The 23426-nt window shown below is 66.9% G+C and carries 28 protein-coding genes, 1 other RNA gene and 1 pseudogene; 21 read left to right on the top strand and 9 right to left on the bottom strand.

The features are described from left to right. The first annotated feature begins 11 nt into the window (after positions 1 to 11). The 8 genes from ftsE to AB8998_RS22340 all read left to right on the top strand — a co-directional run bounded on the left by ftsE (position 12) and on the right by AB8998_RS22340 (position 5141). The gene (gene ftsE / locus AB8998_RS22375) at positions 12 to 701 is read left to right on the top strand and encodes a cell division ATP-binding protein FtsE (protein WP_369741703.1); all 690 of its coding nucleotides are present in this window, start codon (positions 12 to 14) and stop codon (positions 699 to 701) included. Beyond that, complete coding sequence (gene ftsX / locus AB8998_RS22370) at positions 702 to 1595, top strand: permease-like cell division protein FtsX (protein WP_369739807.1); 894 nt, start codon at positions 702 to 704, stop codon at positions 1593 to 1595. Between the two features lie 2 nt (positions 1596 to 1597). Continuing rightward, positions 1598 to 2107 (top strand): SsrA-binding protein SmpB, encoded by a 510-nt coding sequence (gene smpB, locus AB8998_RS22365; protein ID WP_369739806.1) that lies wholly within the window; start codon positions 1598 to 1600, stop codon positions 2105 to 2107. 92 nt (positions 2108 to 2199) lie between these two features. Beyond that, entirely contained in the window at positions 2200 to 2949 is a 750-nt protein-coding gene (locus AB8998_RS22360; protein ID WP_369741702.1) for an EamA family transporter, read from the top strand. A 50-nt stretch (positions 2950 to 2999) separates the two neighbouring features. Further along, complete coding sequence (locus tag AB8998_RS22355; protein ID WP_369739805.1) at positions 3000 to 3845, top strand: maleylpyruvate isomerase family mycothiol-dependent enzyme; 846 nt, start codon at positions 3000 to 3002, stop codon at positions 3843 to 3845. A 98-nt stretch (positions 3846 to 3943) separates the two neighbouring features. After that, positions 3944 to 4311: a transfer-messenger RNA gene (gene ssrA, locus AB8998_RS22350) on the top strand. A gap of 171 nt (positions 4312 to 4482) precedes the next feature. Further along, positions 4483 to 4722: a DUF6364 family protein gene (locus AB8998_RS22345; protein ID WP_369739803.1), complete on the top strand. Its 240-nt coding sequence runs from the start codon at positions 4483 to 4485 to the stop codon at positions 4720 to 4722. 2 nt (positions 4723 to 4724) lie between these two features. Further along, positions 4725 to 5141, top strand: a complete 417-nt coding sequence (locus tag AB8998_RS22340; RefSeq protein WP_369739802.1) for a PIN domain-containing protein — start codon at positions 4725 to 4727, stop codon at positions 5139 to 5141. Between the two features lie 107 nt (positions 5142 to 5248). Here the strand turns inward: AB8998_RS22340 and AB8998_RS22335 are convergent, their stop codons facing one another. The 7 genes and pseudogenes from AB8998_RS22335 to AB8998_RS22305 form a co-directional block, all read right to left on the bottom strand. Then, complete coding sequence (locus AB8998_RS22335; RefSeq protein ID WP_369739801.1) at positions 5249 to 5599, bottom strand: type II toxin-antitoxin system VapC family toxin; 351 nt, start codon at positions 5597 to 5599, stop codon at positions 5249 to 5251. A 19-nt stretch (positions 5600 to 5618) separates the two neighbouring features. Next, complete coding sequence (locus tag AB8998_RS22330; RefSeq protein WP_369739799.1) at positions 5619 to 5873, bottom strand: type II toxin-antitoxin system Phd/YefM family antitoxin; 255 nt, start codon at positions 5871 to 5873, stop codon at positions 5619 to 5621. Between the two features lie 61 nt (positions 5874 to 5934). Further along, positions 5935 to 6828 (bottom strand): universal stress protein, encoded by an 894-nt coding sequence (locus AB8998_RS22325; protein WP_369739797.1) that lies wholly within the window; start codon positions 6826 to 6828, stop codon positions 5935 to 5937. 112 nt (positions 6829 to 6940) lie between these two features. After that, positions 6941 to 7849, bottom strand: a complete 909-nt coding sequence (locus tag AB8998_RS22320; RefSeq protein ID WP_369741701.1) for an N-acetylmuramic acid 6-phosphate etherase — start codon at positions 7847 to 7849, stop codon at positions 6941 to 6943. An 84-nt stretch (positions 7850 to 7933) separates the two neighbouring features. Then, a pseudogene (locus tag AB8998_RS22315) lies at positions 7934 to 8713 on the bottom strand (BadF/BadG/BcrA/BcrD ATPase family protein); the annotation flags it as partial. A gap of 66 nt (positions 8714 to 8779) precedes the next feature. Continuing rightward, positions 8780 to 9469, bottom strand: a complete 690-nt coding sequence (locus tag AB8998_RS22310) for a hypothetical protein (protein WP_369739795.1) — start codon at positions 9467 to 9469, stop codon at positions 8780 to 8782. A gap of 106 nt (positions 9470 to 9575) precedes the next feature. Next, a complete protein-coding gene (locus AB8998_RS22305) occupies positions 9576 to 10082 on the bottom strand; it encodes an N-acetylmuramoyl-L-alanine amidase (RefSeq protein WP_369739794.1) in 507 nt (168 codons plus the stop codon). Positions 10083 to 10161: 79 nt separating this feature from the next. On the opposite strand from AB8998_RS22305, the gene AB8998_RS22300 reads away from it, so the two are divergent. The 5 genes from AB8998_RS22300 (at position 10162) to AB8998_RS22280 (ending at position 14563) form a co-directional block, all read left to right on the top strand. Next, positions 10162 to 10284, top strand: coding sequence for a hypothetical protein (locus tag AB8998_RS22300; protein WP_369739792.1), 123 nt, complete (start codon positions 10162 to 10164; stop codon positions 10282 to 10284). A gap of 365 nt (positions 10285 to 10649) precedes the next feature. Then, complete coding sequence (locus AB8998_RS22295) at positions 10650 to 10973, top strand: RNA 2'-phosphotransferase (protein WP_369739791.1); 324 nt, start codon at positions 10650 to 10652, stop codon at positions 10971 to 10973. Between the two features lie 44 nt (positions 10974 to 11017). Beyond that, positions 11018 to 12484, top strand: a complete 1467-nt coding sequence (locus tag AB8998_RS22290; RefSeq protein WP_369739790.1) for a hypothetical protein — start codon at positions 11018 to 11020, stop codon at positions 12482 to 12484. Between the two features lie 243 nt (positions 12485 to 12727). After that, positions 12728 to 13987: an ISL3 family transposase gene (locus AB8998_RS22285; protein ID WP_369739788.1), complete on the top strand. Its 1260-nt coding sequence runs from the start codon at positions 12728 to 12730 to the stop codon at positions 13985 to 13987. A gap of 147 nt (positions 13988 to 14134) precedes the next feature. Continuing rightward, positions 14135 to 14563: a hypothetical protein gene (locus tag AB8998_RS22280; protein WP_369739786.1), complete on the top strand. Its 429-nt coding sequence runs from the start codon at positions 14135 to 14137 to the stop codon at positions 14561 to 14563. A gap of 229 nt (positions 14564 to 14792) precedes the next feature. Here the strand turns inward: AB8998_RS22280 and AB8998_RS22275 are convergent, their stop codons facing one another. Continuing rightward, positions 14793 to 14951: a hypothetical protein gene (locus AB8998_RS22275; protein ID WP_369739785.1), complete on the bottom strand. Its 159-nt coding sequence runs from the start codon at positions 14949 to 14951 to the stop codon at positions 14793 to 14795. Positions 14952 to 15190: 239 nt separating this feature from the next. Here AB8998_RS22275 and AB8998_RS22270 point away from each other — a divergent pair, with 239 nt between their 5' ends. Next, positions 15191 to 15373 (top strand): DUF732 domain-containing protein, encoded by a 183-nt coding sequence (locus AB8998_RS22270; RefSeq protein ID WP_369739783.1) that lies wholly within the window; start codon positions 15191 to 15193, stop codon positions 15371 to 15373. Positions 15374 to 15427: 54 nt separating this feature from the next. Here the strand turns inward: AB8998_RS22270 and AB8998_RS22265 are convergent, their stop codons facing one another. Continuing rightward, positions 15428 to 15874 (bottom strand): hypothetical protein, encoded by a 447-nt coding sequence (locus AB8998_RS22265; RefSeq protein WP_369739782.1) that lies wholly within the window; start codon positions 15872 to 15874, stop codon positions 15428 to 15430. A gap of 271 nt (positions 15875 to 16145) precedes the next feature. On the opposite strand from AB8998_RS22265, the gene AB8998_RS22260 reads away from it, so the two are divergent. The 7 genes from AB8998_RS22260 (at position 16146) to AB8998_RS22230 (ending at position 23425) form a co-directional block, all read left to right on the top strand. After that, on the top strand, positions 16146 to 17207 hold the full coding sequence (locus tag AB8998_RS22260) for a zinc-binding metallopeptidase family protein (protein WP_369739781.1): 1062 nt from the start codon (positions 16146 to 16148) through the stop codon (positions 17205 to 17207). Between the two features lie 4 nt (positions 17208 to 17211). Continuing rightward, a complete protein-coding gene (gene glsA, locus AB8998_RS22255; protein ID WP_369739780.1) occupies positions 17212 to 18183 on the top strand; it encodes a glutaminase A in 972 nt (323 codons plus the stop codon). Between the two features lie 277 nt (positions 18184 to 18460). Then, positions 18461 to 19465: an MlaE family ABC transporter permease gene (locus tag AB8998_RS22250; protein ID WP_369739779.1), complete on the top strand. Its 1005-nt coding sequence runs from the start codon at positions 18461 to 18463 to the stop codon at positions 19463 to 19465. Beyond that, positions 19465 to 20337, top strand: a complete 873-nt coding sequence (locus tag AB8998_RS22245) for an MlaE family ABC transporter permease (protein ID WP_369739778.1) — start codon at positions 19465 to 19467, stop codon at positions 20335 to 20337. The genes AB8998_RS22250 and AB8998_RS22245 overlap by 1 nt, the downstream gene beginning before the upstream one ends. A 3-nt stretch (positions 20338 to 20340) precedes the next feature. Continuing rightward, positions 20341 to 21402 carry an MlaD family protein gene (locus AB8998_RS22240; protein ID WP_369739777.1) on the top strand — a complete coding sequence of 354 codons (1062 nt, stop codon included), beginning with the start codon at positions 20341 to 20343 and terminating at the stop codon, positions 21400 to 21402. Beyond that, the gene (locus tag AB8998_RS22235) at positions 21399 to 22409 is read left to right on the top strand and encodes an MlaD family protein (protein WP_369739776.1); all 1011 of its coding nucleotides are present in this window, start codon (positions 21399 to 21401) and stop codon (positions 22407 to 22409) included. The genes AB8998_RS22240 and AB8998_RS22235 overlap by 4 nt, the downstream gene beginning before the upstream one ends. A gap of 14 nt (positions 22410 to 22423) precedes the next feature. After that, a complete protein-coding gene (locus tag AB8998_RS22230) occupies positions 22424 to 23425 on the top strand; it encodes an MlaD family protein (protein WP_369739775.1) in 1002 nt (333 codons plus the stop codon). Position 23426: the final 1 nt, after the last annotated feature.

The raw sequence follows: 23426 nt of genomic DNA, 5'->3' as shown, positions 1-23426 counted from the left end.
GGCGTGCCGTGATGATCACCCTGGACCATGTCAGCAAGAAATACAAAGCGTCGGCGCGACCGGCGCTGGAGGACGTGAACGTCAAGATCGACAAGGGTGAATTCGTCTTTCTGATCGGACCGTCGGGTTCGGGCAAGTCGACGTTCATGCGCCTGCTGCTGGGCGCGGAGTCACCGACCGCGGGTGACGTGCGAGTGTCGAAGTTCCACGTCAACAAGCTCCCGGGTCGCCACATACCCAAGCTGCGCCAGGTGATCGGCTGCGTCTTCCAGGACTTTCGCCTGCTACAGCAGAAGACCGTGTACGACAACGTGGCCTTCGCCCTGGAGGTCATCGGCAAACGCACCGACGCCATCAACCGGGTCGTGCCCGAGGTGCTCGAGACGGTCGGCCTGTCCGGCAAAGCGAACAGGCTGCCGCACGAGCTGTCGGGCGGGGAGCAGCAACGCGTCGCGATTGCCCGCGCGTTCGTCAACCGGCCCCTGCTGCTGCTGGCCGACGAGCCCACCGGCAACCTCGACCCCGACACCAGCAACGACATCATGGATCTGCTCGAGCGGATCAACCGGACCGGCACCACGGTGTTGATGGCCACTCACGACCACCACATCGTCGACTCGATGCGGCAGCGGGTCGTCGAGTTGTCGTTGGGCAGGCTGGTTCGCGACGAACAGCGCGGCATCTACGGGATGGATCGCTAAGTGCGCTTCGGCTTCCTGCTCAACGAGGTCCTGACCGGTCTTCGTCGCAACATCACCATGACCGTTGCGATGATCCTGACGACGGCGATCTCGATCGGCCTGTTCGGCGGCGGTCTGCTGGTGGTCCGGCTGGCCGACAACTCCCGGGCCATCTACCTCGACCGCGTCGAGACCCAGGTCTTCCTCACCGAGGACGTCTCCGCCAACGATCCGGCCTGCGACGCCGACCCCTGCAAGGCGCTGCGGGAGCGCATCGAGGCGCGCAACGACGTCAAGTCGGTGCGGTTCCTCAACCGCAAGGACGCCTATGAGGACGCCATCCGGAAGTTCCCGCAGTACAAGGAGGTCGCCGGCAAGGACTCGTTCCCCGCGTCGTTCATCGTCAAGCTGAACAACCCCGAGCAGCACAAGGACTTCGACATGGCCGTGCAGGGCCAACCCGGGGTGCTGTCGGTGCTCAACCAGAAGGATCTGATCGACCGGCTGTTCGCGGTCCTGGACGGGCTGAGTAATGCCGCCTTCGCCGTCGCGCTGGTCCAGGCGGTCGGGGCTGTCCTGTTGATCGCCAACATGGTCCAGGTCGCGGCGTACACGCGGCGCACCGAGATCGGGATCATGCGGCTGGTCGGGGCCAGCCGCTGGTACACCCAGCTGCCGTTCCTGGTCGAGGCGATGTTCGCCGCCACCGTCGGGGTCGCAATAGCGATCGCCGGCCTGATCCTGGTGCGCGCGTGGTTCCTGGACAGTGCCCTCAACCAGTTCTACCAAGCAAACTTGATCGCCCGGGTGGACTACGCCGACATCCTCTACATTTCGCCGTGGCTGTTTTTGCTCGGCGTGTCGATGTCGGGCCTGACGGCGTACGTGACTTTGCGGCTCTACGTGCGGGAATAGCTGTGGCCAACAACTCCGCCCGGGCCAAAGCGACGGGCGACAAACGCGGTGGCAAACGCATCGTCGCGACCAATCGCAAAGCGCGGCATAACTATTCGGTTGTCGAATTGTTCGAGGCCGGGGTTGCGCTGCAGGGTACGGAGGTCAAGAGCCTGCGCGAGGGACATGCCTCGCTGGCCGACGCCTTCGCGCTCGTCGAGGACGGCGAAGTCTGGCTACACAACGTGCACATCCCGGAGTACCAGCACGGCAGCTGGACCAACCATGAGCCCCGCCGCAAACGAAAGTTGCTGCTGCACCGCCGGCAGATCGACACGCTGATCGGCAAGATTCGCGATGGTAACCTCGCACTGGTGCCGTTGTCACTGTATTTCTCCGAGGGCAAGGTGAAGGTCGAACTCGCACTGGCGCGCGGCAAGCGGGCGTACGACAAGCGCCAGGACCTGGCTCGCCGTGACGCCCACCGCGAAGTGGTCCGTGAACTGGGCCGCCGGGCCAAGGGGTTGAGCTGATCGGCGCCGCGTACGCCCAGCTTTCGGCCGTGTCCTACGGCGTCAGCGATTTCGTGGGCGGGGTGGCCGCACGCCGGGTCGCGGCGCTGCGGGTGTTGTTGGTCGCCTACCCGATCGAGGTCGTGTTGCTGGGCGTGCTGGCAGCCAGCGCGGGCGGGCCGATCCGCTTCGGCGCGGTCTTCTGGGGTGTCCTGTACGGGCTGAGCCAGGCGCTGGGAATGTGGGCGTTCTTCGCGGCGCTGGGGTCGGGCCCCATCTCGGTGGTCTCGCCCGTGGCGGCGGTGCTGAACGCGGCGGTGCCCGTCGCCGTCGGCGTGGTGCTGGGGGAGCGCCCGGGACAGACCGCCTCCGTGGGTGTCGTGCTGGCGATGGTCGCGGTGATGCTCGTGAGCCGCGAAGCCACCGTCGAGGGCGTGACGCCGTACCGGTTCACGCCGAAGGTGGCGTGGCTGACGGTGGTGGCCGGCGTGGCGTTCGGGATGGACCTGGTGTTCCTCCATCAGGCGCCCCACGAATGCCGGTTCTGGCCGCTGTTCATCGCCCGCCTGTCGGCGACCGTGGTGGTGTTGCTGCTCGCGGCGACGAGCAAGAAGTTGCGGCCGCCGCGTGGTAAGCCGCTGCTGTTGGCGGGGGCGGTGGCCCTGCTGGACATCTTCGCCAACGTCACCATGCTGGAGGCGCTGCGGTCGTGGCTGTTGTCGTTGGCCAGCATGTTGATCTCGCTGTATCCGGCGGCGACGGTCGTGCTGGCGATGCTGGTGCTGCGCGAGCGCGTGACGCGGTGGCAGGGCCTCGGCATGGTGTTGGCCATGGGTTCCGTGGCGATGATTGCCGCGGCGTGACCGCGAGGGTCGGCCGCTTGGCCGGAAGCTGAGCGGCTTACGATCCGGGGATGGCCGACCGACCCGTGACCAAACTCGACAAGTCTGAGGTCCTCGCCGGGCTCTTCGCGGTGTGGGACGACCTCGGTGCGCTCCTCGAGGGGCTGCCCGACACGCAGTGGCAGGCGGTGAGCCCGCTGCCCGGCTGGGACGTGCAGGCGCTGGTGGCGCACATGATCGGCACCGAGTCGTTCCTCTCCGGCATCGCCTCGCCCGAGCCCGACTGCGACGTCAAGGCGCTCGAGCACGTCCGCAACGACATCGGGGCGATGAACGAGTGCTGGGTGCGCCATCTCAGCGGGGAACGGGGCGCCGACGTGCTGGCCCGGTTCCGGGAGATCACCGGCACCCGGCGCAAGGTTCTGGCCGGCATGTCCGACGAGGAGTGGAACGCGGTCACGCCGACGCCGGCGGGCATGGACAGCTACGGGCGGTTCATGCGGATCCGGGTCTTCGACTGCTGGATGCACGAGCAGGACATCCGCGCCGCGCTGCAGCGGCCCTCGTCCGACGCCGAACTCGACGGGCCGGCGTCACAGCTGTCCCTGGACGAGATCGCGGGCACCATGGGATTCGTCGTGGGCAAGCTCGCCAAGGCCCCCGACGGCTCCCGCGTCCTGTTCGAGCTGACCGGGCCGCTGGCCCGCAGCATCCGCGTCAGCGTCGACGGCCGCGCGCAGGTGGTCGACGATTTCGGCGGGCAGGAGCCGACCGCGACGATCCAGATGGACGGGCTGCAGTTCACCCGGCTCGCCGGGGGGCGGCCGATGTGCCCGAGCCGCACCCAGGGCGTCGAACTCGGTGGTGACAGCGACGTCGCGCAGCGCATCGTCGAGAACCTGAACTTCGTCATCTAGGACCGGCGGGCGCCGGGAACAAAGGTTCGCCGTCGCCGGTTGATAGGGGCGTATGATTGATTGTCCTGCCGAAAGTCGGCGGGGATGTTCGAAGACATGGGGCTGAACGGTTTCGACTTCGCGCATCGAATCAAGGGAAGCGTGCCGGTGCAGGCAAGAGACCACCGTAAGCGTCGTTGCAAACAGATAAGCGCCGTTTCAACACAGCGCGACTACGCTCTCGCTGCCTAAGCGACAGCTAGTCCGTCAGACCGGGAAAGCCCTCGACCCGGAGCCTGGCGTCAGCTAGAGGGATCAACCGGTGAGTCCGGTCGCGGGACTCACCGGGACACCAACAGCGACTGGGATCGTCATCCTGGCTGGTTCGCGTGACCGGGAGATCCGAGTAGAGGCATAGCGGACTGCGCACGGAGAAGCCTTGAGGGAATGCCGTAGGACCCGGGTTCGATTCCCGGCAGCTCCACTGAAAAGGGCCGCAGAGATGCGGCCCTTTCCCGTTCGCGGGTGGGAATGTCCGCGGATTGCCCGTGGATGGCTTCTAAGACGTCGCGACCTGGTTGTGGAACAAGCCGCCGAATCCTACCTGCGGCTACTATATGGTACGAGACCCTGTGAATCAGTGCTACACTGAATCACTGTGGCGACCAAGAACATCACGCTGTCGATGCCCGAGGAATTGGTACGCCGCGCGAAGGTGCTGGCCGCCCAGCACGATATGTCCGTGTCGAGTCTGGTTGCCAGGCTGCTCGAGCAACTCGTCGGCGACGTGCGCGACTACGACGAAGTGGCCGAACTCGAGCGTCGCCGCATGAACGGAGGGCTCGGCCTTCAGGTCGGGCCGATCACCTGGTCCCGTGAAGAGGTTCACGAACGCTGACCATGGAGTTCGTCGACACCAACATCTTGCTCTACGCATACGATGCGGCGGCCGGTGAACGGCACGACAGGGCCACCGCGCTGGTCGAGCGGCTGTGGCGAGAGCGGCGCGGGGCAGTCAGCGTTCAGGTTCTGCAGGAGTTTTACGTCAACGCGACACGCAAGGTCGCAAAGACGATCGATACCGAAGTCGCGGTCGACATGCTGAAAAGCCTGATGCGATGGCGGGTCCATTCGCCGCTGCCCGATGACGTGATCGCTGCGGCGATGTTGTCCAGTCGCTACCAGCTTTCCTTCTGGGACGCCATGATCGTCCGCAGTGCCGCCGAATTGCGTTGCGACACTTTGTGGACCGAGGACCTCAACGAGGGCCAGGTCATCGAAGGAGTACGGCTGAGCAATCCGTTCGCCCGCGGATAACATCTGAGGCCCTTCTGGCTCTCCTCCACCGGGCGGGCCTGGCCAAGTGCCGATGTCATCAACGCCTTGGGCATATCCATACGACAATTTTGGAACGAGCTCGATTGTCACTTCGTGGCGTCGAGAATGAACGCCTTCTTCAGTCCGATCAGCACCCGGTCGGCGGTGAGCAGTCGCAAGCCGGCACGATCGGCCTGGGCGACGAGGAGCCGGTCGAACGGGTCGTGCCGCGTCAATTCGGGATAGTCGCGAATCGCTTCGGCGTGCTCGGCGGTGACGTCCAGCAGTAGGAGGCCCTGCCCAGTCAGGACGGCGGAAAGAGGGGTCGGCACGGAAAGCTTGCCGAGCATCGTCTTGATGGTCAATTCCCACACGGTTGCGGTCGAGACGTGCACACCTCGCGCCGAACCGATTGCAGCGCGAGCGTTTTGACCGAGCCGTGGGTTGTCATCGAGCATCCACAAGAGGGCCTGGCTGTCAAGAAGAAGCATCGCCGTGGTGACGTGCGCCGTAGAACATCTCCTGAATTTCTGGATCGACGTCGAAGGAAGAGTCGTCGTAGGTGATTTGGCCGCGCAGTCCACCGAACGCGACATCGACAGCCTGATGCGGCACCAGATCCGCCACGGGCTTGCCGGCCTTCGAGATGACGACACGCTCGCCGTCCGCCACCCGTTCGAGGAGTCGAGACAGATGGGTCTTCGCCTCGTGGATGTTCACGTTTATCGTCACCCGGCCGATGGTAGGCGCTTGAACTTAGTCTGGTCTAGTCAAGCACCGGCCGCTTGAGGTACTACCAACGACGCGCCACGATCACCGGGATCTTGGCCCTGCTGACCACCGCCGCCCCGACCGATCCCAGCAACGCACCCCTGAGCCGGCCGCAGCCATGGCTGCCGACCACGATCAGTTGCGCCTGTTCGGACGCGTCGATGAGACAGCTTGCGGGATCACCGATTTCGAGCCTGCGACGGATCGTCACCTCGGGGTGACGATCTTGCCAACCCGCCAGCCGTTCGGCGAGCGTCGCCTCTTGTTCGGACAGCTGAGCGTCCCAGTGGGCGTTCTGGAACCGCCCGGAGCCGGAAGCCCACGGCTCGGTCCACGCGTGCAAAGCCACCAGGCCGACACCTCGTCGGGACGCCTCCTGAAAAGCGATAGCGGTCGCCGCTTCCGATGCCGCTGAGCCGTCGATGCCCACCAGCACCGGCGCCCGTGCGACGGCGGCGCCCCTGGCTTCGCGGTCGTGGATCACGGCGACCGGGCACTGCGCGTGGTAGACCAACGCGGAGCTCACCGAGCCGAGGACGCTGCGCGCCAGGGCGTCACGCCGCCGGTAGCCGACCACGACCATCGCCGCCTGTGCGGAGAGGCCGACGAGCGTCGGGATGGTGGCCGAAGTTAGTACCTTGCCCTCGATGTGCACCGGGCCGTGCCCATCGGTGCTCTCCTCGGCGACCTTGATCGCCGACTCGACGAAACCGCGCGCCCGGCGTTGCTGCCGTTGCCCGAAGTCGGTTAGCGCGGCGACCTCGAACCACTCCGGTAAGGCGGCGTCGATGACATGGACCAGAACCAGCGGCACGCGGTGTAGCGCCGCATCGTGGGCCGCCCACCGTACGGCTCCCAGGGCCGCCGCCGAGCCGTCGACGCCTACCAAGACCGCGCCGCGTGGTGGTTGCCACATGTGAGTCCGTTCCGTGATCGGCTATCCGCCTACCGCAGCATCTTTCACCCAGGCCGCGATTGTCAGGGCCGAAGCGATGTAAGCCGAAGGACCAAAGGCACCGATCGAAGCGTCAGCTCCCAGCCATCGCCTCGCGCGCGCGTCCCCGCGCCCGGTCGAGCCGGGTGGCGGCCTCGGTCGCGTCGACGCCCGTGACCAGCGCGACGATCGCGGTCTTGGCGTGACCGCCCGCGGCGTCGAGCGCGGCGGTCGCGGTCGCCTCGTCGACGCCGGCCGCGTCGCGGACGATCCGCACCGCGCGGCGGCGCACCTTGGCATTGGTTGCGCGCAGGTCGACCATCCACGGTCCGTAGGCCTTGCCGAGCGCGATCATCACGCTCGTCGAAAGCGCGTTGAGCACGACCTTCTGGGCCGTACCGGCGGTCAGGCGCGTGGAGCCGGCGAGCACCTCGGGCCCGGTCGGTAACTCGATCACCAGGTCGGCAGGCACCTCGCCACCCGTGTTGTTGACGATCGCGACGGTCAGCGCGCCCACGCCGCGTGCGTGCTCGAGCGCCCCGAGCACGTACGGCGTGCGGCCCGATGCGGTGATCCCGACGAGTGCGTCGGCGCCGGTCAAGTCGGTGAGATCGGCGGGCTCGAACGCGTCTTCGGCGCCCTCGATCGCCTCGGTCAGCGCCGCGGCGCCGCCGGCGATCACGCCGCGCACACGGTCGGTGCCGAACGTCGGCCCACACTCGGCCGCGTCGAGCACCCCGAGCCGACCGGGCGTCCCGGCGCCGGCGTAGACCAGGCGGCCGCCGCGCTCGAGCCGCGCAGCGATCCCCTCTGCCGCCGAAGCGATTTGGGGGACCGCCGCCGCGACTGCGCCGTGCGCCTCGCCCTCGGCGGCAACGAGAACCGCGACGACCTCGGCGATAGGCCTCGCGTCGAGGTCGTCCAGGCCTGGTCGGGCCTGCTCGGTGGCGAGCGCGTCGAGCCCTTGCGCGGCAAGGACATTGGGGGTCGCGTGTACCCGGATCAGGTGCGGCTCGTGGATCGTCCCGAGCCGCAGTGCGCCATCGAGCGCATCGCCGGCTGCCGGGATGAGGTCGAGCTGCTTGCGCAGCGCCGGGACTGCCGCCAGTCCGCCGACCATCGCCACCGGGCCAGGCCCGGCCGCGCGGGCGGTCGCGGCGAGCGCCTCAGCGGCGGCGCTGACGATCGCCAGCGCCGCGGCGTCGCCGTCGGCGGCGAGGACGTCGGGCGCGAAACGCGCGAGCGCGGCGGCGTCGGTGAGCCGCGCGGGCCAGGTCTCCGGCGTGCCGAAACGGGCACGCGCGGCGTCGAGCAGCGTGGTGGACGGGCCGCGACCGTCGTGGGCGCGCAGCGCCGCGCGCAGCCCGGCGGCGCCGATCCACGCGCCGCCGCCCTCGTCACCCAGCCAGGGCCCCCAGCCGTCGGCGGTGCGCAGCGCGCCGTCCGCGTCGATGGCGAGCGCCACCACGCCGGTGCCCGCAACCAGCACGACGCCCGGCTCCCCGTCCAGCGCGCCCGCGTGCGCGATCACGGCGTCGCTGGTCACCGCGATGCGCCCGACCCGCAGCGAGGCCAGCAGCGCAGTGCCCAGCGCACGTGCTGCGTCCGGAGCCGCCAGCGCCCCGGCGGCGCCCACGATCGCTTCGTCGAACGGGCCGAAATCGCCTGCCACCTTGCCGGCCACGGCCAGGATGGCCGCCTCCGCGGCCCGTACGCCGCCCGGCGCGGCCAGCCCCGGCGCGCCGGCCCCCTCGGCCCTGCGGCCGCGCGCAGCGGCCCGGCAGCACGTCTTGCCGAGGTCGACGGCGAGGATCACGGGCCCATTCTTTTGCCAGGGCTCACCGCATCCGAGGGTGTCGGGAATCATCGAAGCTTCCGTGCGAATTCGATGACGTTGCCGTCCGGGTCGGCGATGTGCATGAGTGCTGATCGTCTAGCCATTGGTGGTGCGAGCCTTGATCGCGTCCTGGGAGACGTACACGTCGAATTCACCCGGCGGCGATATGACGGCATTGCCGTATGCCGACCGCACGAAGGGCTTGGTCCACCATCTGCCACCGCGGATGCCGGCGAAAAAGTTACCATCGCCGCCGTTGAGCGAGATCTGGTGCTGTGCCGGTGAAACCCCGGCCAGGCGCTCACCGAAGAGGCGGGTCACCTTGTACCCGGAATGCATACCCAGGACATTCACCCGGTGCCGGAGCTCGACGATGGCGGCTTGGAACGCCCACAGGTCCCCTTCGACCTCATAGCTCCTGCGGGTCGATGCGTGGACCCGTTCGTCATGGAGCGTGAGATCGACGCTGAGGCGGTGACTGGCCTTGCTGATCTCTGTCGCCACGACGTGGGCGGCTTTGACTTCGCCGGTCAGGCCCAAATACGTCTGCACCAGCGTGGCGAACCAGAGCATCAGAAGCGAAACAACAAGCAGCACAACCCCGGTGACCGGGCGTAGTGGCCGGAACCGCAGTCGACTCCCGCGGCGGGCCGATTCCGCCGAACCCGCGCCGGGCCGCACCTTGCGGCGTCGCCCGACCACCGACGACACCAACATCACCACCGCGATCAGCGCCACCCCGGCCAGCACGATCTGGGGCACGCCAAACTGGTGGGGGTATGTCATACCCCTAGTTGTACCCAACAGTGGTCAATGTGGCGGGCTAGCAGTGGTACTGCGGTCGCTCGTCGTGCAGCCGGCCCTCATCCCACGCCGCGCGCCCGGGGCCGTTTCAGTTGCCTGCCTCGATGGCCGCGACCCTCGCGGCGGCGTCGGGACCGCAGAAGCGCTGCAGGTCCACGCGCCCGGCGGCCAGCAGCTCGTTGATGCGCCGCTCGAGGTCACCGGAGGAGAGGTGGGCATACAGGTTCGCGCCCGGGCACGAGGTCTGGGCCAGGTCTCGATGCCCCGCCAACGTGTCGGTCGCGATGCGGAAATTCTGCGCGGCCCAGGCGAACGCGACAGCTGCGCCATGGAGCTGGGCCTCCGATACGACCTCTCGATCGAAGTCTCCTTCGCAGAGGACCAGGAAGTGGCCCGTCGTGTCGTAGTCCGTCTCCGTATCACCCGCGATTTCCGGGGTGCGCAGTTCGTAGATGTTGCCGTCGCGGTCAACGCCGACGTGGTAGGCAATGTCGATCCAACCCAGCTGGTCCTGGTGGTACCGCTGGTCCTGGCGCAATCGGCCTGGGGCGTTGCGATTGTCGCCGAGGACGACGGCCTCATGGTGGAGCGTCATGCGCGTGATGGTGTGGGGCCTACCACCGCGGCGTGCCGGGCGGGCACCCCAAGAATCTCGACAAAGCAGCATTGCCGAAGTGGCGTTGGAAGCGGATCTGGGCGAGGGCATGGTCTCGGCTGATGGTGTGGTCGTCAGGCTGGCGTGGGCGGGCAACGCAGCGGCCGAATCAGGAGTCGACGGCGGATTCGCGCCGGCATAAGGGTCTGGGCCTGAATTCACCATCGCATTTCTTGCGCAGCCGACCACGGTGGTCGCCAAGCCGACGCTTCCAGCCCACCGAAGCAGATGACGGCGGCTGACCGAATTGGGGCCCGCGTCGGGCTCGGATGCCTCCATATAGGCCACCATAACGATGTAGTTCTGCATGACCGGGTTGTCGGGTTTCACTCTTGACGCCGTCACGACCGCGAACGAAACCACAGGCAACGAGCCGGAACCGAACGAGAACGAAACGAAAAAAGCCGCGGTCGGGAGGCATTTTGCCTGCTGGAAAGGTGAGGGGCGCGTTCCGGTGGAACGTTTTAGGATTCAGAGCGCATCACTGGGGAGCCGAAGGGGGCAATCGTGGTCGATGGGTTCAGGGTTGACCCTGCCGCGTTGCATGTCGGCAGCAATGACATGTTCACTGCGATCGGCGAGGCGGCCCTGGAATTTCTCAGTCATGAAGATGGGTTGGCCGGGGCGGCACCGGGCTGGGTCGGCTCCTCGCAGCTGGCGTTGGCTGAGCTTGCCGCGCGGTGGGAGGCCCGGCACGATCAGCACCAGGTGGCGGTGGACGGGCTGGGGTCGCACGTGGCCGAGGCGATGTTGCGCTACGTCACGAGCGAGGACGAGTCGGCCCAGGCTTTCAGGTCGGTCCGGGGTAGGGGTGGCGCGTGGGGGTGTTGACCCCGTTTGATGTCAGGCGTTGGGATCTCGGCGCGATTCAGCAGGTGTTCGAGACGGCCAGCGGGCGGGCTGCTTCGTTGCAGCGGTTGGGGGAGAACCTGCAGCAGGTCGACAATGGTCTCGGTGGCTGGCATGGGGAGGCAGGTGAGGCGTTTCGCGCCGATTTGGGGAAGGCGGGACGCGACATCGAGGCCGACGGTCAGGAGTCCAGGCAGGTCGCTGCGGCGGTGGCGCGTGCTGAGGGGGACGTGCGGGTGTGCAAGCGGGAGCTCGATGACATCGAGCGGGCCACCGACGCCAAGGGCTGGACCATCACGCCGGAGTGGCGGATAGATGTGGGCGACACCTGGATCGGGCGCGATCCGCTGGAGTTCGCCGCCCAGCGGCAGGTGCTGCAAGATCGGCTGATTGTGTTGGAGGCGCATGCCGACAGTGCCGATCACGAGCTTGCCGCCGCGGTCCGCGCTGCCGTGAGTGGCCCTTCGCCGAACGGCGTGGCCAAGCTTCCCGGCGGGAAGCCGCGGTCGCTGGAAGACATGCTGTTACCCGCTGGCCCCGCGGACACCAGGGGCGGTAATGGCTCGCCGTCGGACGCGCGCACCGCGGCGGCCGGCGCCCCGGGCAAGCCGCTGTCGCTGCAGGACATGCTGTTGCCCGCCGGCGAGCTGCCGACCAGGGGCCAGGGTGACCAGACCCCGCCCGTTCCGGGCGTACCCCGCCCGCAGCTCAAGCCCGCGGACGTGGCGAGATTCAAGGCGATGGCCCGCCAATCGATGATCGGCGATGGTGTGCCGCCGGATCAGATTGAGGCGCGCCTGTATGACCTCGTGGGCCGTACTCAGCAGTGGCTCGGCGACGGGATGCCCAACTATGTTCCGCCCGAGCCGAAGTCGGCTCCGCCGCCGGGTTTCGGCGAGGGATTCGGGGATCGTTGGTTTGCCACCGAGCAGGGGATCAAAAACCTCGTCGGGCAGGGTGGGCCGGGCGCGCCCGGGGTGCTCGAGTCGTGGCAGCAGATGCTCAAGGGCACCGTCGAGACCGCGCAAAATCCACTCGGCGCGGCGGCCGGGGAAATCAAGAACGCACTCGAATCCCCAACTCCGGCCTACTATTTAGGCGCCAAGACCTCCGACGGCGCCTTCGCCCTGCCGGGGATGATCTTCGGCGGTGAGGGAGCCGCGGTCGAAGCGGGGCTCGGCGACATCGGTCCCGGTGTGCTCGACACGGGCCCGGCGGTTTCAGCCCACGCCCCACTCGGCTTCGATCATCCCCCGACGTACAACTCGTGGGCGGGCGAGGCGACAACGGACCTCAACTTTGCGTTCGGGCATGGCGGGCCCACGCCGGGCCTCAGCCAACAACTCGCTGACATGTCGACCCACTACGTGGGCGACAGCCCTGACCGAGTCGTCCTGGGCAAGTTCGGTGGTCAGGAAGCTGGCTACATCGGCGAAGCCAGAGGCTACGGCGGAATCTACTTTGACACCGGCGACCCGGCCTGGACGCCATGACCCGGGGTCTCAGCGAGCCCCAATCCGAAAGCCTCGCATGGCAAGTCAACGAACAGTTTCTTCGCAGTCAAATGGAGAGCGGAGTGCCTCAGATCGACTACGAATTGCTCGGTAAATTTGCGGCTCTCCTGACGTTCATGTGGATCAGGGAGCGTGTGGTATGGCGGCGGGGATGGTGAGCGGGGCGCACGGACGGTGATCTAGGTTCGATGGCCTTAACTCCGATCGATCCTGGAGCCGTCCGTGCGCGCATCAACCCTACTCAATTCCCTGCTCGATCTGCCTGGCGTGCGCGTCGGCGCGGCCGCTGTGCACGGTGGTGAGCTGCGCGTCACGGTTAGCTTGCGCCGGCGCCGGCTTGGCTGCCCGCACTGCTCGTTTACGACCCGGCATCGCTATGACACCCGGGAGGTGGAATCGTCGTGGCGGCATCTGGACACCGCCGGGCGGATATGCCGGATCCTGTTGCGGCGCAGGCGGCTGCGCTGCCCGACACATGGTGTGCTGGCCGAAGCGGTGCCGTTCGCCCGCCCCGGCTCCCGCCACACCCGCGACTTCGAGGACCTGGTGGCCTGGCTGGTCACCAAGACCGACAAAACCACCGTCAGTACCTTCGCCAGGGTGGCCTGGCGCACCGTAGGCGCAATCTGCGAACGCCTCGCCCCCGACGTGCTCGACCCCAACCGGCTGTGCGGGCTGGTCGACATCGGCGTTGACGAGATCTCCTGGTGCAAACACCACCGGTATTTGACGCTGGTCTCCGACCACGACAGCGGCACCATCGTGTGGGGCAAACCCGGCAAGGACAGCGACACCTTGGACGCCTTCTTCGATGAACTGCCCGACGAAGGTGCGTCCATCGAAGCGGTGTCGATGGACATGGGACCCGCCTACGCCAAAGCGGTGCGCCAGCGGGTGCCGGCGGCGGTGATCTGCGTCGACCCGTTCCACGTTGTCAAGCTCGTCACCGACGCGCTCGATGCGGTGCGCCGCCAGGTGTGGCAGGCCGCCCGCACGCTGCCCGATCAGCGCATCGCTCGCACGTTCAAGGGTGCGCGCTGGGCGCTGCTGAAGAACCCCGCCGACCTCACCGACACCCAAGCCGAAACCCTGCGGGAAATGAAACGCAGCGGCGGGATCCTTTGGCGCGCCTATCAACTCAAAGAAGCGTTGCGCGAGGTCTTCGCCGGCGACCTCGACGCCGCCACCGTCGCCGAACTGCTGGATCGTTGGTGCTCGCGAGCCCAACGCAGCCGCATCCCGGAGTTCGTCAAGGCCGGGCGCACCATCCGCAAACACCGCGCCGGCATCAACGCCGCCATCGAGAGGAACCTGTCGAACGGACGCCACGAAGGGCTCAACACCAAGGTGCGTCTCCTCGTGCGCCGTGCCTACGGCTTCCACAGCGCTCAAGCTGCCCTCGCTCTCATCCTCCTGGCTTGCGGACCGGTCACCCTCGAACTCCCATACCACACCAGGGGCCACCCACATTCATGTCAATAGAGCCAAATTTGCGTCTGTTGAAGATGTCCTGGTCGTCGATCCGGATTCCTTCTCGGTCATGGAGATAGGGTTCCTGAAGAGTAATGCAGAGGCATATGGTTATCGGCAAGTCGGGAACTCGTGGGTGGGTGTTACGGACGGACGGCAATGACCGTCGAATTTTTAGCTGAAGTGCAGTCGATAGTTGAGCCGTTATTGAGCGGACTCGGCTTCTGGCTGGACGAGTACGACGGTGACGTGCCTGAGGGTGGGCCCGGAAGTTCTGTCGTGTACTTCCGTTCGAAGGATTGCAAGATACAAATTTGTCAGTCCACCCGCGAAGCTTCGATCAATTGCATGATCGCACCGCTCGCCGCACCCAACGTTTTCGGTCCCACCGATGTCTCCGGGAAGTGGCAATACGTTGTCATGTTGGCTATAAAACACGGGATTTCTCGTGAAGAAATTATAAAGGACAAGCTGCCGGCTGATTTCCCGACCACTGTGCAAAAGCTTAAGTGGGTTGCTGGTCGCGTCGAGAAGTATTTCCGCATCGCACACGAGGACGTCCTCAAAATGGGAGGGCCGGAGTGCTGAAAGTCGGCCCCGTGAATATGGTCGGGCGGATGTAGTCCCATAGCAACGCCATGACTCCGTCGAATTACATCGTCTCGGACATTAGTCTTGGTCGGATCGTCCAGGGCCTGTGTGCGCATCCGAGATGAATGAATGCCGCGGAATCGACCTATTGGCCCTGGTCGGCGATCGGCACGACCAGGGCGGCGCGGCCGCGACGTTCCAAACGGCTGTGTCTTGCGCCGGTGGGTCAGCGGTGATGCGGCGGTTGTTCGTCGCGGAGCCGGTCCTCGTCCCACGCCGCGCGCACCTGATCCTCGTCGCCGAACCTGTCCAGGTCCTCGGGGGTGACGCGCACCCGCGGTGGTTCCGGCGCGGCCGGTGGTCGATGCGGGGGCTCGGTGGGCACAACGCGATTGTCTCAGTTCCACGTCCCGCACGGTTCCGCGACGACCGATCGACCGTCGACATCCTCGGCTTTGCGCGCGCCTCGGCTCAGAAAGGGTGCCCAATGTTCCTACCTCGCCGGCTGATTGCACTGGCCATCCCTGTGATGGTCGGCGCTGCCCTGACCTCAGGCATGGCGATCGCTCTTGCCGACAGCAACGACAGCACGTATCTCGCAAAGCTGCACCGGCTTGGGATCGTGTGGCGCCGGGCGGCGACAACGACCTGGTGGCACTCGGGCACGCGATCTGCGTCGACCGCAAGGCCGGTGCGACGCCGGATGAGATTGCGCAGGAAATCCGCCCCGAGCTCTCTTCGGTAGGCATCGCGTTCGCCGACGCCACCGGCATCGTCAGTGCCGCGGAATCGACCTACTGCCCGTAGCCGCCGACCGGTCCCACCGCAGCGCAACGATGTACGGCAACGCAAGTGCGGTGGTCAAAACGGCATCGGTGCGTTGTAGACGGTCGCGGTCTGGCTTTGGACGGGGTCGGTGCAGCTGACCGTGACGTTCCACAGCGTGCCCGTCGGCAGCTCGGGTGCGAAGTTCAGCACCTGCTGACCACCCTGGGGCAGTTCGAATGTCTGGTTGAGCGGCGCCATCGGAGTGCCGATGCCCTGGAGGACGTCCATGGTCCCCAGCGTGGGCGTGGCATTGAAAGTACAGGACCCGTACGTGCCGGGGTTCCCGTTCCCGCTGGTGTCGGTGACGGTGACGCGTAGACTCGGAACGTTGTTCATCGTCGTCGGCTGGAACTTGACGCTGGCGGTGTTGATGCTGGCGGTGTCGGCCTGGGCAATCGCTGCGCTCACGCACAGGGCGGCGAAGGCGGCCAGGCCGAGCGCCGGGAGGACCCGTTTCGTGGTCGTGCTGTAGGGGTTCACGGGGTGTGTCCTTTCCGCGGTGCCCCCCACCGTTTGTCGCCCTCAGGGTAGTGACAGCGACGACCCGGCGGCGCTCGCCACGCCGCACGGCATGGATGTTTTCGCGGATTTGCGGGCGAGCCGAAGCAGGGCCGATCGGCGTGGCCGGGCCCCGGCTGGCCTACGCTCGCTGGTTAGCGAGTACGGACTTGGAGGGCAGATGAGCAACGACGCGAGGGGCTCGAAGCCCCGACCCCCTGTCCGCTCGGACGGCACCACCAAGCTTTGAACCGTGCGTGCGTTCGGATGCCCGAAGTGCGGGCAGGCGGTCGGTTTCGAGGCGCAGGGCTGCCCGACGTGCGGGGCGGCGGTCGGCTATCACTACCCGTCGCGCCGGATGCTGGCCCTCTCGGGGCGGGCCCCGGTGGTCGTCGACGACCGTCGGTGGACACAGTGTGCGCACTGGAGGCGCGGGTGCAACTGGCTCGCCGCCTGTGACTCCGGGTCGGAGCGGTGCTTTGCCGACGGTTTCGTTCGTCGGGAACCCGCGGCCGACGACACCAAGGCGCTGGCCGAACTCGACGACACATTGAAGACGTTGCGGCGGTTGATCTTCGAGTTGATCGAGCTGGGACTGCCGATCCGGCCGTACCACCAGGCCGACGACGGGCTGGCGTTCGACCTGTTGTCGAGCGAATCGTCGGGCGGCCCCGTGACGATCGGGCATGCCGACGGGGTGATCACCATCGACCTGGCCGAGTCGCTGGAACTGTACCGAGAGCGACTCCGCATCCACTTCAAAGAGCCTTACCGCACGATGCTGGGTCATTTCCGTCACGAAGTCGGCCACTACTACGAGATGATCCTCGTCGCGAACACGCCCCTGGCCGAGGAGGCGAGGGCCTTGTTCGGCGATGAGCGCGAGGACTACGAGGCTGCCCTGCAGCGCCACTACAGCGGCGTCGTCCCGGCCGACTGGCAGTCGGGCTACATCTCGGAATACGCGACCGCGCATCCCTGGGAGGATTTCGCCGAAAGCTTCGCGCACTATCTGCACATCACGGGAACCCTTGCCACGATCGCGGATTCGGGGCTGGTGCTGCAGGCCGACAGGGTCAAGTGGGACCTGAGGGCGGACATCGACGCAAGGGAGTCCTATGCCGACGCCACGATTGCCGACATCGTGGGGGACTGGATACCGTTGTCGGGGGTTCTGAACCGGGTCAACCACTCGATGGGCCGCGACGACCTGTACCCGTTCTCGCTGCCGCCGCGTGTGGTCGACAAGCTCGGCTTCATCCACCGCGTCGTCACCACCGCCGCCGCCGGCCATGCTGCCGCCGAAGAGAATTGAACCGATGACTCTTATCGCCACGCCAGCCGATCGGATCGAGGAGGCGGTTGTCGACGCGCACGACAGCCAGAAGGACAAGCACGGCGGCGAGAACGCCAGTTACATCCCGGTCCTGGCGAAGGTGGACCCGGATCTGCTCGGCGTGTGCGTGGTGACGGTCGGCGGGCAGATATTCGCCGCGGGCGACGCACGCTACGAATTCGCGCTGGAATCGATCTCCAAGGTGTTCACGCTCGCCCTGGTGATCGAACAGCGCGGCCCCCAGGAGGTTCTCCACCGGGTCGGCGCCAACGCCAGCGGCCGCGCCTTCAACTCGGTGGCGGCGCTGGAACAGCACAACGACAAGCCGATGTCGCCGCTGGTCAACGCCGGCGCGATAGCGACGACCAGCCTGGTGAAGGCCGCCGACGCCGAGGACCGCTGGCGTCAGATCCTGCAAGTGCAAAGCGATTTCGCGGGCCGTCAGATCTCGGTCAGCGACGAGATCAACGCCTCCGAGCAGGACACCAACTTCCACAACCGCGCAATCGCCTGGCTGCTGCGCGACGGCGGCTCCATCTACTGCGACCCGATGGAAGCCTGCGACGTCTACACCCGGCAGTGTTCGACGCTGGTCACGACCGTGGACCTGGCGGTCATGGGCGCGACACTGGCCAACGGTGGGCTCAATCCGCTCACCGGCAAGCGGGTCGTCGCACACGGCAACGTCCGGTACGTGCTCGCGGCGATGACGATGGAAGGCATCTACACGCGTTCGGGCGACTGGGCCTACACCGTGGGATTGCCCGCTAAGAGCGGTGTGGGAGGTGGGCTGGTTGCCGTGGCGCCCGGTCAACTGGCGATTGCCGCGTTCTCGCCGCCACTGGACGAGGTGGGCAACAGTGTGCGCGCCCAAGCCGCCGTGGCGCAGGTCGCCCGGACACTGGACCTTGGACTGTTCGACGTCCCACTCCGCGGCGACCAGGCAAACGGATAGCTCCGCCGATCTCGCCGGCGGCCCGCGACCCGTTCGGCGCGGATGCCCGACTGCATGGGTCGGCCGCGCTGACCGCAGATCCGGACCCGGCGGGCACCCGAGCGGCCGACGCCGCGCCACGGTAGTGTGGCGTACGTCACACTAAATCCTTTCCCCGGACAGAGGCCCGGCCCGCTGGTAAAACGCAACTGGGTACCGCTGTTGGACACACGACTAGCAGGCTCGCACATCTGCCGGGGTGGGACGCCGTGACAGCAATTTAAGGAGGTACCTGCCGTTGACCGCAGGGGTCCATGACGCGACGGCGGCTCGACCAGCGAGTCAATCAGTAGGCAACGGCCTACCCGACCTCGATGTCGACGCGGGCATCACCACCAACGGCGAACACTCCGATGCTGCGGCGAGGACGCCCGGCGCGCGAGAAGATCGCCGGGCCGACGCGGACGGGTCGATCGGCCACCAGGTCCTCGCCGGATTGGGCAAACCGCTGCGGTCCGGCCGCAACCAGCTCGATTCCTCGTTGCAGACGCTGGGCCGCTTCTTCGACCTGGCCGCGCAGTCCTTCTTCTACCTGATCGTGGACGCGATCCGGCTGCGCCACCCGTGGCGGGACACCGTCAACCAGGCCTGGTTCATGATCAGCATCACGGCGATCCCCGCGCTGCTGGTGTCGGTACCGTTCGGCGTCATCGTGGCGGTGCAGGTGGGCAACTTCATCCAGCAGGTTGGCGCTTCGTCGATCTCGGGTGCGGCCGGCGGCCTCGGGGTGATCCGGCAGGGTGCGCCCATCGTGGCCGCGCTGTTGCTGGGCGGTGCGGCCGGTTCGGCGGTGGCCACCGATCTCGGCGCTCGCACCATTCGCGAGGAGGTCGACGCGCTGCGGGTCATGGGCGTCGACCCGGTGCGCCGGTTGGTCGCCCCCCGGCTGGCGGCGATCGTGCTCGTGGCGCCGGTGCTGTGCTCGTTCATCGTCTTCATGGGGCTGGCGGCGGGCTACGCGATCAATGTCGGCTTCCAGTCCGGCACCCCGGGCAGCTATATCGCGTCGTTCGCTTCCTTCGCCAGCGTCGGCGATGTCGGCGTCGCGGTGCTCAAGACCTGGTTGTTCGGGGTGGTCGTGATCCTGGTGGCCTGCCAGCGGGGCCTGGAGGCCAAGGGCGGTGCGCGCGGTGTGGCCGACGCCGTCAACGCCTCGGTCGTCATCGGCGTGGTCGCGGTGTTCGGCCTCAACCTGGTCATCACCCAGGGGCTTTCGATGTCCATGCCGCTGAGACTGGGCTGATGGCGGCTCCGTCACGACACCTACCGCTCGGCCTGCTCACGGCCGCGCGCGCCACGTGGTGGGTCGCCGGCCGGGGCGACTCGCTCGTCCAGCGCCTGGGCCACCAGCTCACGTTCCTTGCCGAGGTGCTCGGCGCGATCCCGCACACGCTGAAGCGCTACCGGCATCAGACCGGGGTGCTGTTGGTCGACATGATCTGGGGCAACGGGTCGCTCATCGTCGGCGGCGGCACCATCGGTGTGCTGGTGTTCATGGGCGCGGCGGTCGGTGGTTCGGTCGGGATCGAGGGCTACGGGGCCCTCGACATGGTCGGGATGGGCCCGCTGACCGGTTTCGTCTCCGCCTACGCGAACACCCGGGAGATGGCGCCGATGATCGCCGGGATCGGCTTCGCGGCCCAGGCCGGGTGCCGCATGACCGCCGAGATCGGCGCGATGCGGATCTCCGAGGAGATCGACGCGCTGGAAGCGCTTGGCATCCAGTCGATTCCGTTCGTGGTCACGACGCGGGTGATCGCCGGGATGATCACCATCGTTCCGCTCTACGTGGTGACGCTGGCATTGAGCTACATGTCGTGCGTGCTGGTGGTCAACGTGCTGCACGGACAGTCGTCGGGCACCTACTACCACTATTTCGACTCGTTCATCCAGCCGTCCGACGTGGTGTTCTCGCTGCTCAAGGCGGCCACCTTCGTGACGCTGGTGATCGCGATCCACGGCTACCAGGGCTACTACGCCGCCGGGGGCCCCGAGGGGGTCGGACGGGCTTCGGGCCGGGCCATCCGGGCCAGCATCGTCACGGTGGTCGCCGCCGACATGGTGCTGACGCTGTTGTTCTGGGGCAACAGCCCCGGTGTTCGGATATCGGGGTAGGGCATGCCCATCTTTCCAGATCAGGGGGTGCGGGCGCCCAGTTCGCGCTCGTTGCGGATCCGGGGACTGATCGCCGCGGCGGTACTGGGCATCGCGGGCATCGCGCTGTACCAAATGGGGACCGGCGGCTATGCCGACGCGTTCAAGCTGACCGTGGTTGCCGACGCGATCGGGGAGGGGCTGACGCCGGGCGCGGAGGTGAAGTTCCGCGGCCTGACGATCGGATCGGTCAAGACGCTGGAATCGTTCGGATACAACAGGCAGAAGATGACGGTGGAACTCGAGCCGGGGCAGGCGCGCGTCCTGGCCGCCGACACCACGGCCAGGTTCATATCCTCGAACACCTTCGGCCTCGCGGCGGTCGAACTGCTCAGCAGCGGCACCGGCCCCCGGTTGCGGCCGAACCAGACGCTGTTGATCGGGGCCGACGTGCCTTCGGCCTCCATCACCGGGCTGCTGCGCCAGGGCCAAAAGCTCGGCCAGATCATCGATTCCCCGGACGTCGATCACATCATCGAAGTCGTACGTCGCCACGCCGACCTGACCGAGCCGGTGGCCCGGGCCTTCTTCGACCTGGCCAAGATGCTCGTCGACGCCCAGAAAGTGCCTTTCTCGCAGTCGCTTTCGGTGTTCGCCTCGGTGGTCAACGGGGCCAGCGACGCCATCCCGCTGATCAAGCTGGCCTACGACCTGCTCAACGGGATGGAGTTTCTGGCGCACCCCGACGGGGTCGCGCGCATGAACGCGATCCTGGACCAGACGGCGCAGCTGCTCTTCAAAGCCGACAACGTCTTCGCCAAGAACGTGTCATGGATCGCGCCCATGGTCGCCTCGCTGACCGACGTGTTGAAGCCGTACTCCTACATGCAGGCCAGCTTCGCGCCGGTGTATGACCGGCTCTCGGGTCTGCTGGACCGCACCAGTGCGGCGTTCCCGGTCATCGACGGCAAGGTGCGCATGCAGATCGAGGTCGCCCTGGACACGATGCCGGGGCTGCCGGCGGCCCTCGGGCCGAGCGCGCCACCGGGTCCGCCCGCGCCGGCGCCGCAGGGGGCTGGCCGATGAGAAGCGTCACCAAATCGGTGGTGTGGCTGACCGTCTTCACCGCGGTCGCCGTGGTGTGCGCGCTGATCGTGCTGACCGCCCTGCGCAGTCCGGTCACCGGCGTGGTCTCCCGCTACACCGCGGCGTTCTCCGATGTGTCGGGGCTCTACGCCGGCGACGACGTGCGCATCTCCGGGGTGCAGGTCGGCAAGGTGGAGACCATCCGGCTCGACGGGCGCATCGCCAAGGTGGACTTCACCGCGCAAGACGATCACCCGGTGTTCGCCAACACCGTCGCCGCGGTGCGCTACCAGACCCTGCTCGGTCAGCGCTACGTCGAGCTCGTCCAGCCGGCCAAGCCGGCGCCACGGTTGCCGGCGGGGAGTCTCCTTCCCCTGGAACAGACGATTCCGTCGTTCGACGTGGCGAAACTGTTCAACGGGTTTCGGCCGATATTCCAAACCCTTGACCCCGCCCAGTTCAACCTGCTCGGCGAGAACCTGCTGCGGCTGATCCAGGGCGACGAATCCGGCGTCGGCCCGTTCCTGCACGACCTCGACGTCATCTCCAAAGTGGCCGTGGACCGCCAGGCGGTGATCGTCGCCGTGATCCGCAATCTCAGTTCGATCTCGCGGGACCTGGGTGGCAAGTCCCAGCAACTGTTTCACCTGATCGCCACCCTCAACGACGTGCTGACAAAGTTCGGTTCCAAGGCCGAGGAGTTCCGCGATGCGCTCGAGACCGGGCTGCCCGTCCTGCGGACCAGCGCCCATCAGCTGCAGTACATCGAGCGGATCTTCGACGGGACGACGACTCCGCTCTACGACCTGACCAGCCGGATGTGGCCGCAGACGCCGACGATCATCGCGGGGCTGTCGCTGGTGCCGTCGCTGATCCAAGGGATACGGGACTCACTGGTCGACGACAAGCCCGCCACACCGACGTTTTCCTGCTCGCACGGCGAGATGACGCTGCCGGGGATCGGGCAGGTGTCGTTCGCGCAGCAGAACCTGGTGGTGTGCCGGTGAGGTGGGGCAGCAGCATGGGGCGTCGGCGCGTTGCTCTCGACGAGCGTGCCGCCGCGACCCGCAGCCGCCGCCACGGCATCATCGGCTTGGTCGTCATCGCCGCGGTGTTGGCCGCCACCGCGATGGCCTATCTGAATCCGACCGATCAGTCGTCCTACACCGCGGACCTGCCCAACGCCGCCGGTGTGCGCGTCGGCGACCAGGTCCGCGTCGCCGGCATCCCGGTCGGCAAGGTCACCAGCATCGGGCTCGCGGGCGCCGTCGTCGAGATGAAGTTCGACGTCAAGCGTTCGGTGCAGGTCGGCTCGCAGTCCACCCTGGACGTCAAGCTGCTGACCCCACTGGGCGGCCACTACGTGGCGCTCGACCCCAAGGGCGGTATACCGCTGGGCCACAACGTCATCCCGCCGCAGCGCGTCACCTTGCCGTTCGAGGTCAACGACATCCTCCAGGCGGCGACCCCGATGATCAAGGAAGTCAACGGCCAGGTCATCCACGACACCTTCAGCGAGGTGGCCAGTGCGGCCGACAAGTATCCCAACGCGTTGCGCGACTTGATCCAGTCGGCCAACGCGTTGACCACGTCGTTGAGCAAGACGACCGCCGAGTTCCACCGCAGCCTGGATTTCACCAACAATGGGCTGCATGCCATGGTCGCCGGGCGCAGGCAACTCGTCACGCTGTTCGAGCAGATCGACATCATCGGCAAGACGTACACGGCGAAGGCGGTCGACATCGTCGAGTTCTTCACCCTGTTCAAGGAATTGTCGAGGATCTTGGACCGCGTTACGGTGTTCTACGGCCGGGAGGTCGCGCCGATCGTCAACGGGCTCAACGACATCATCGACACGCTGCAGGCCCATCCCGACCGGCTTGGCCTGGCGGCCGAGGGCCTGGGGCAGGCGCTGGGCGTCGTGATGCCGATGCTCAGCGGGAACGGGGTCGTCTTCGACGAACACAACCGGCTGGTCCCCGGGCAGGACCTGTGCCTGCCCAACATCATGAGGAACTGTTGAG

Source organism: Mycobacterium sp. HUMS_12744610 (genome assembly GCF_041206865.1).
GTDB classification, from domain to species: Bacteria; Actinomycetota; Actinomycetes; order Mycobacteriales; family Mycobacteriaceae; genus Mycobacterium; species Mycobacterium servetii.
This window is presented reverse-complemented; position numbering and strand designations above follow the sequence as displayed.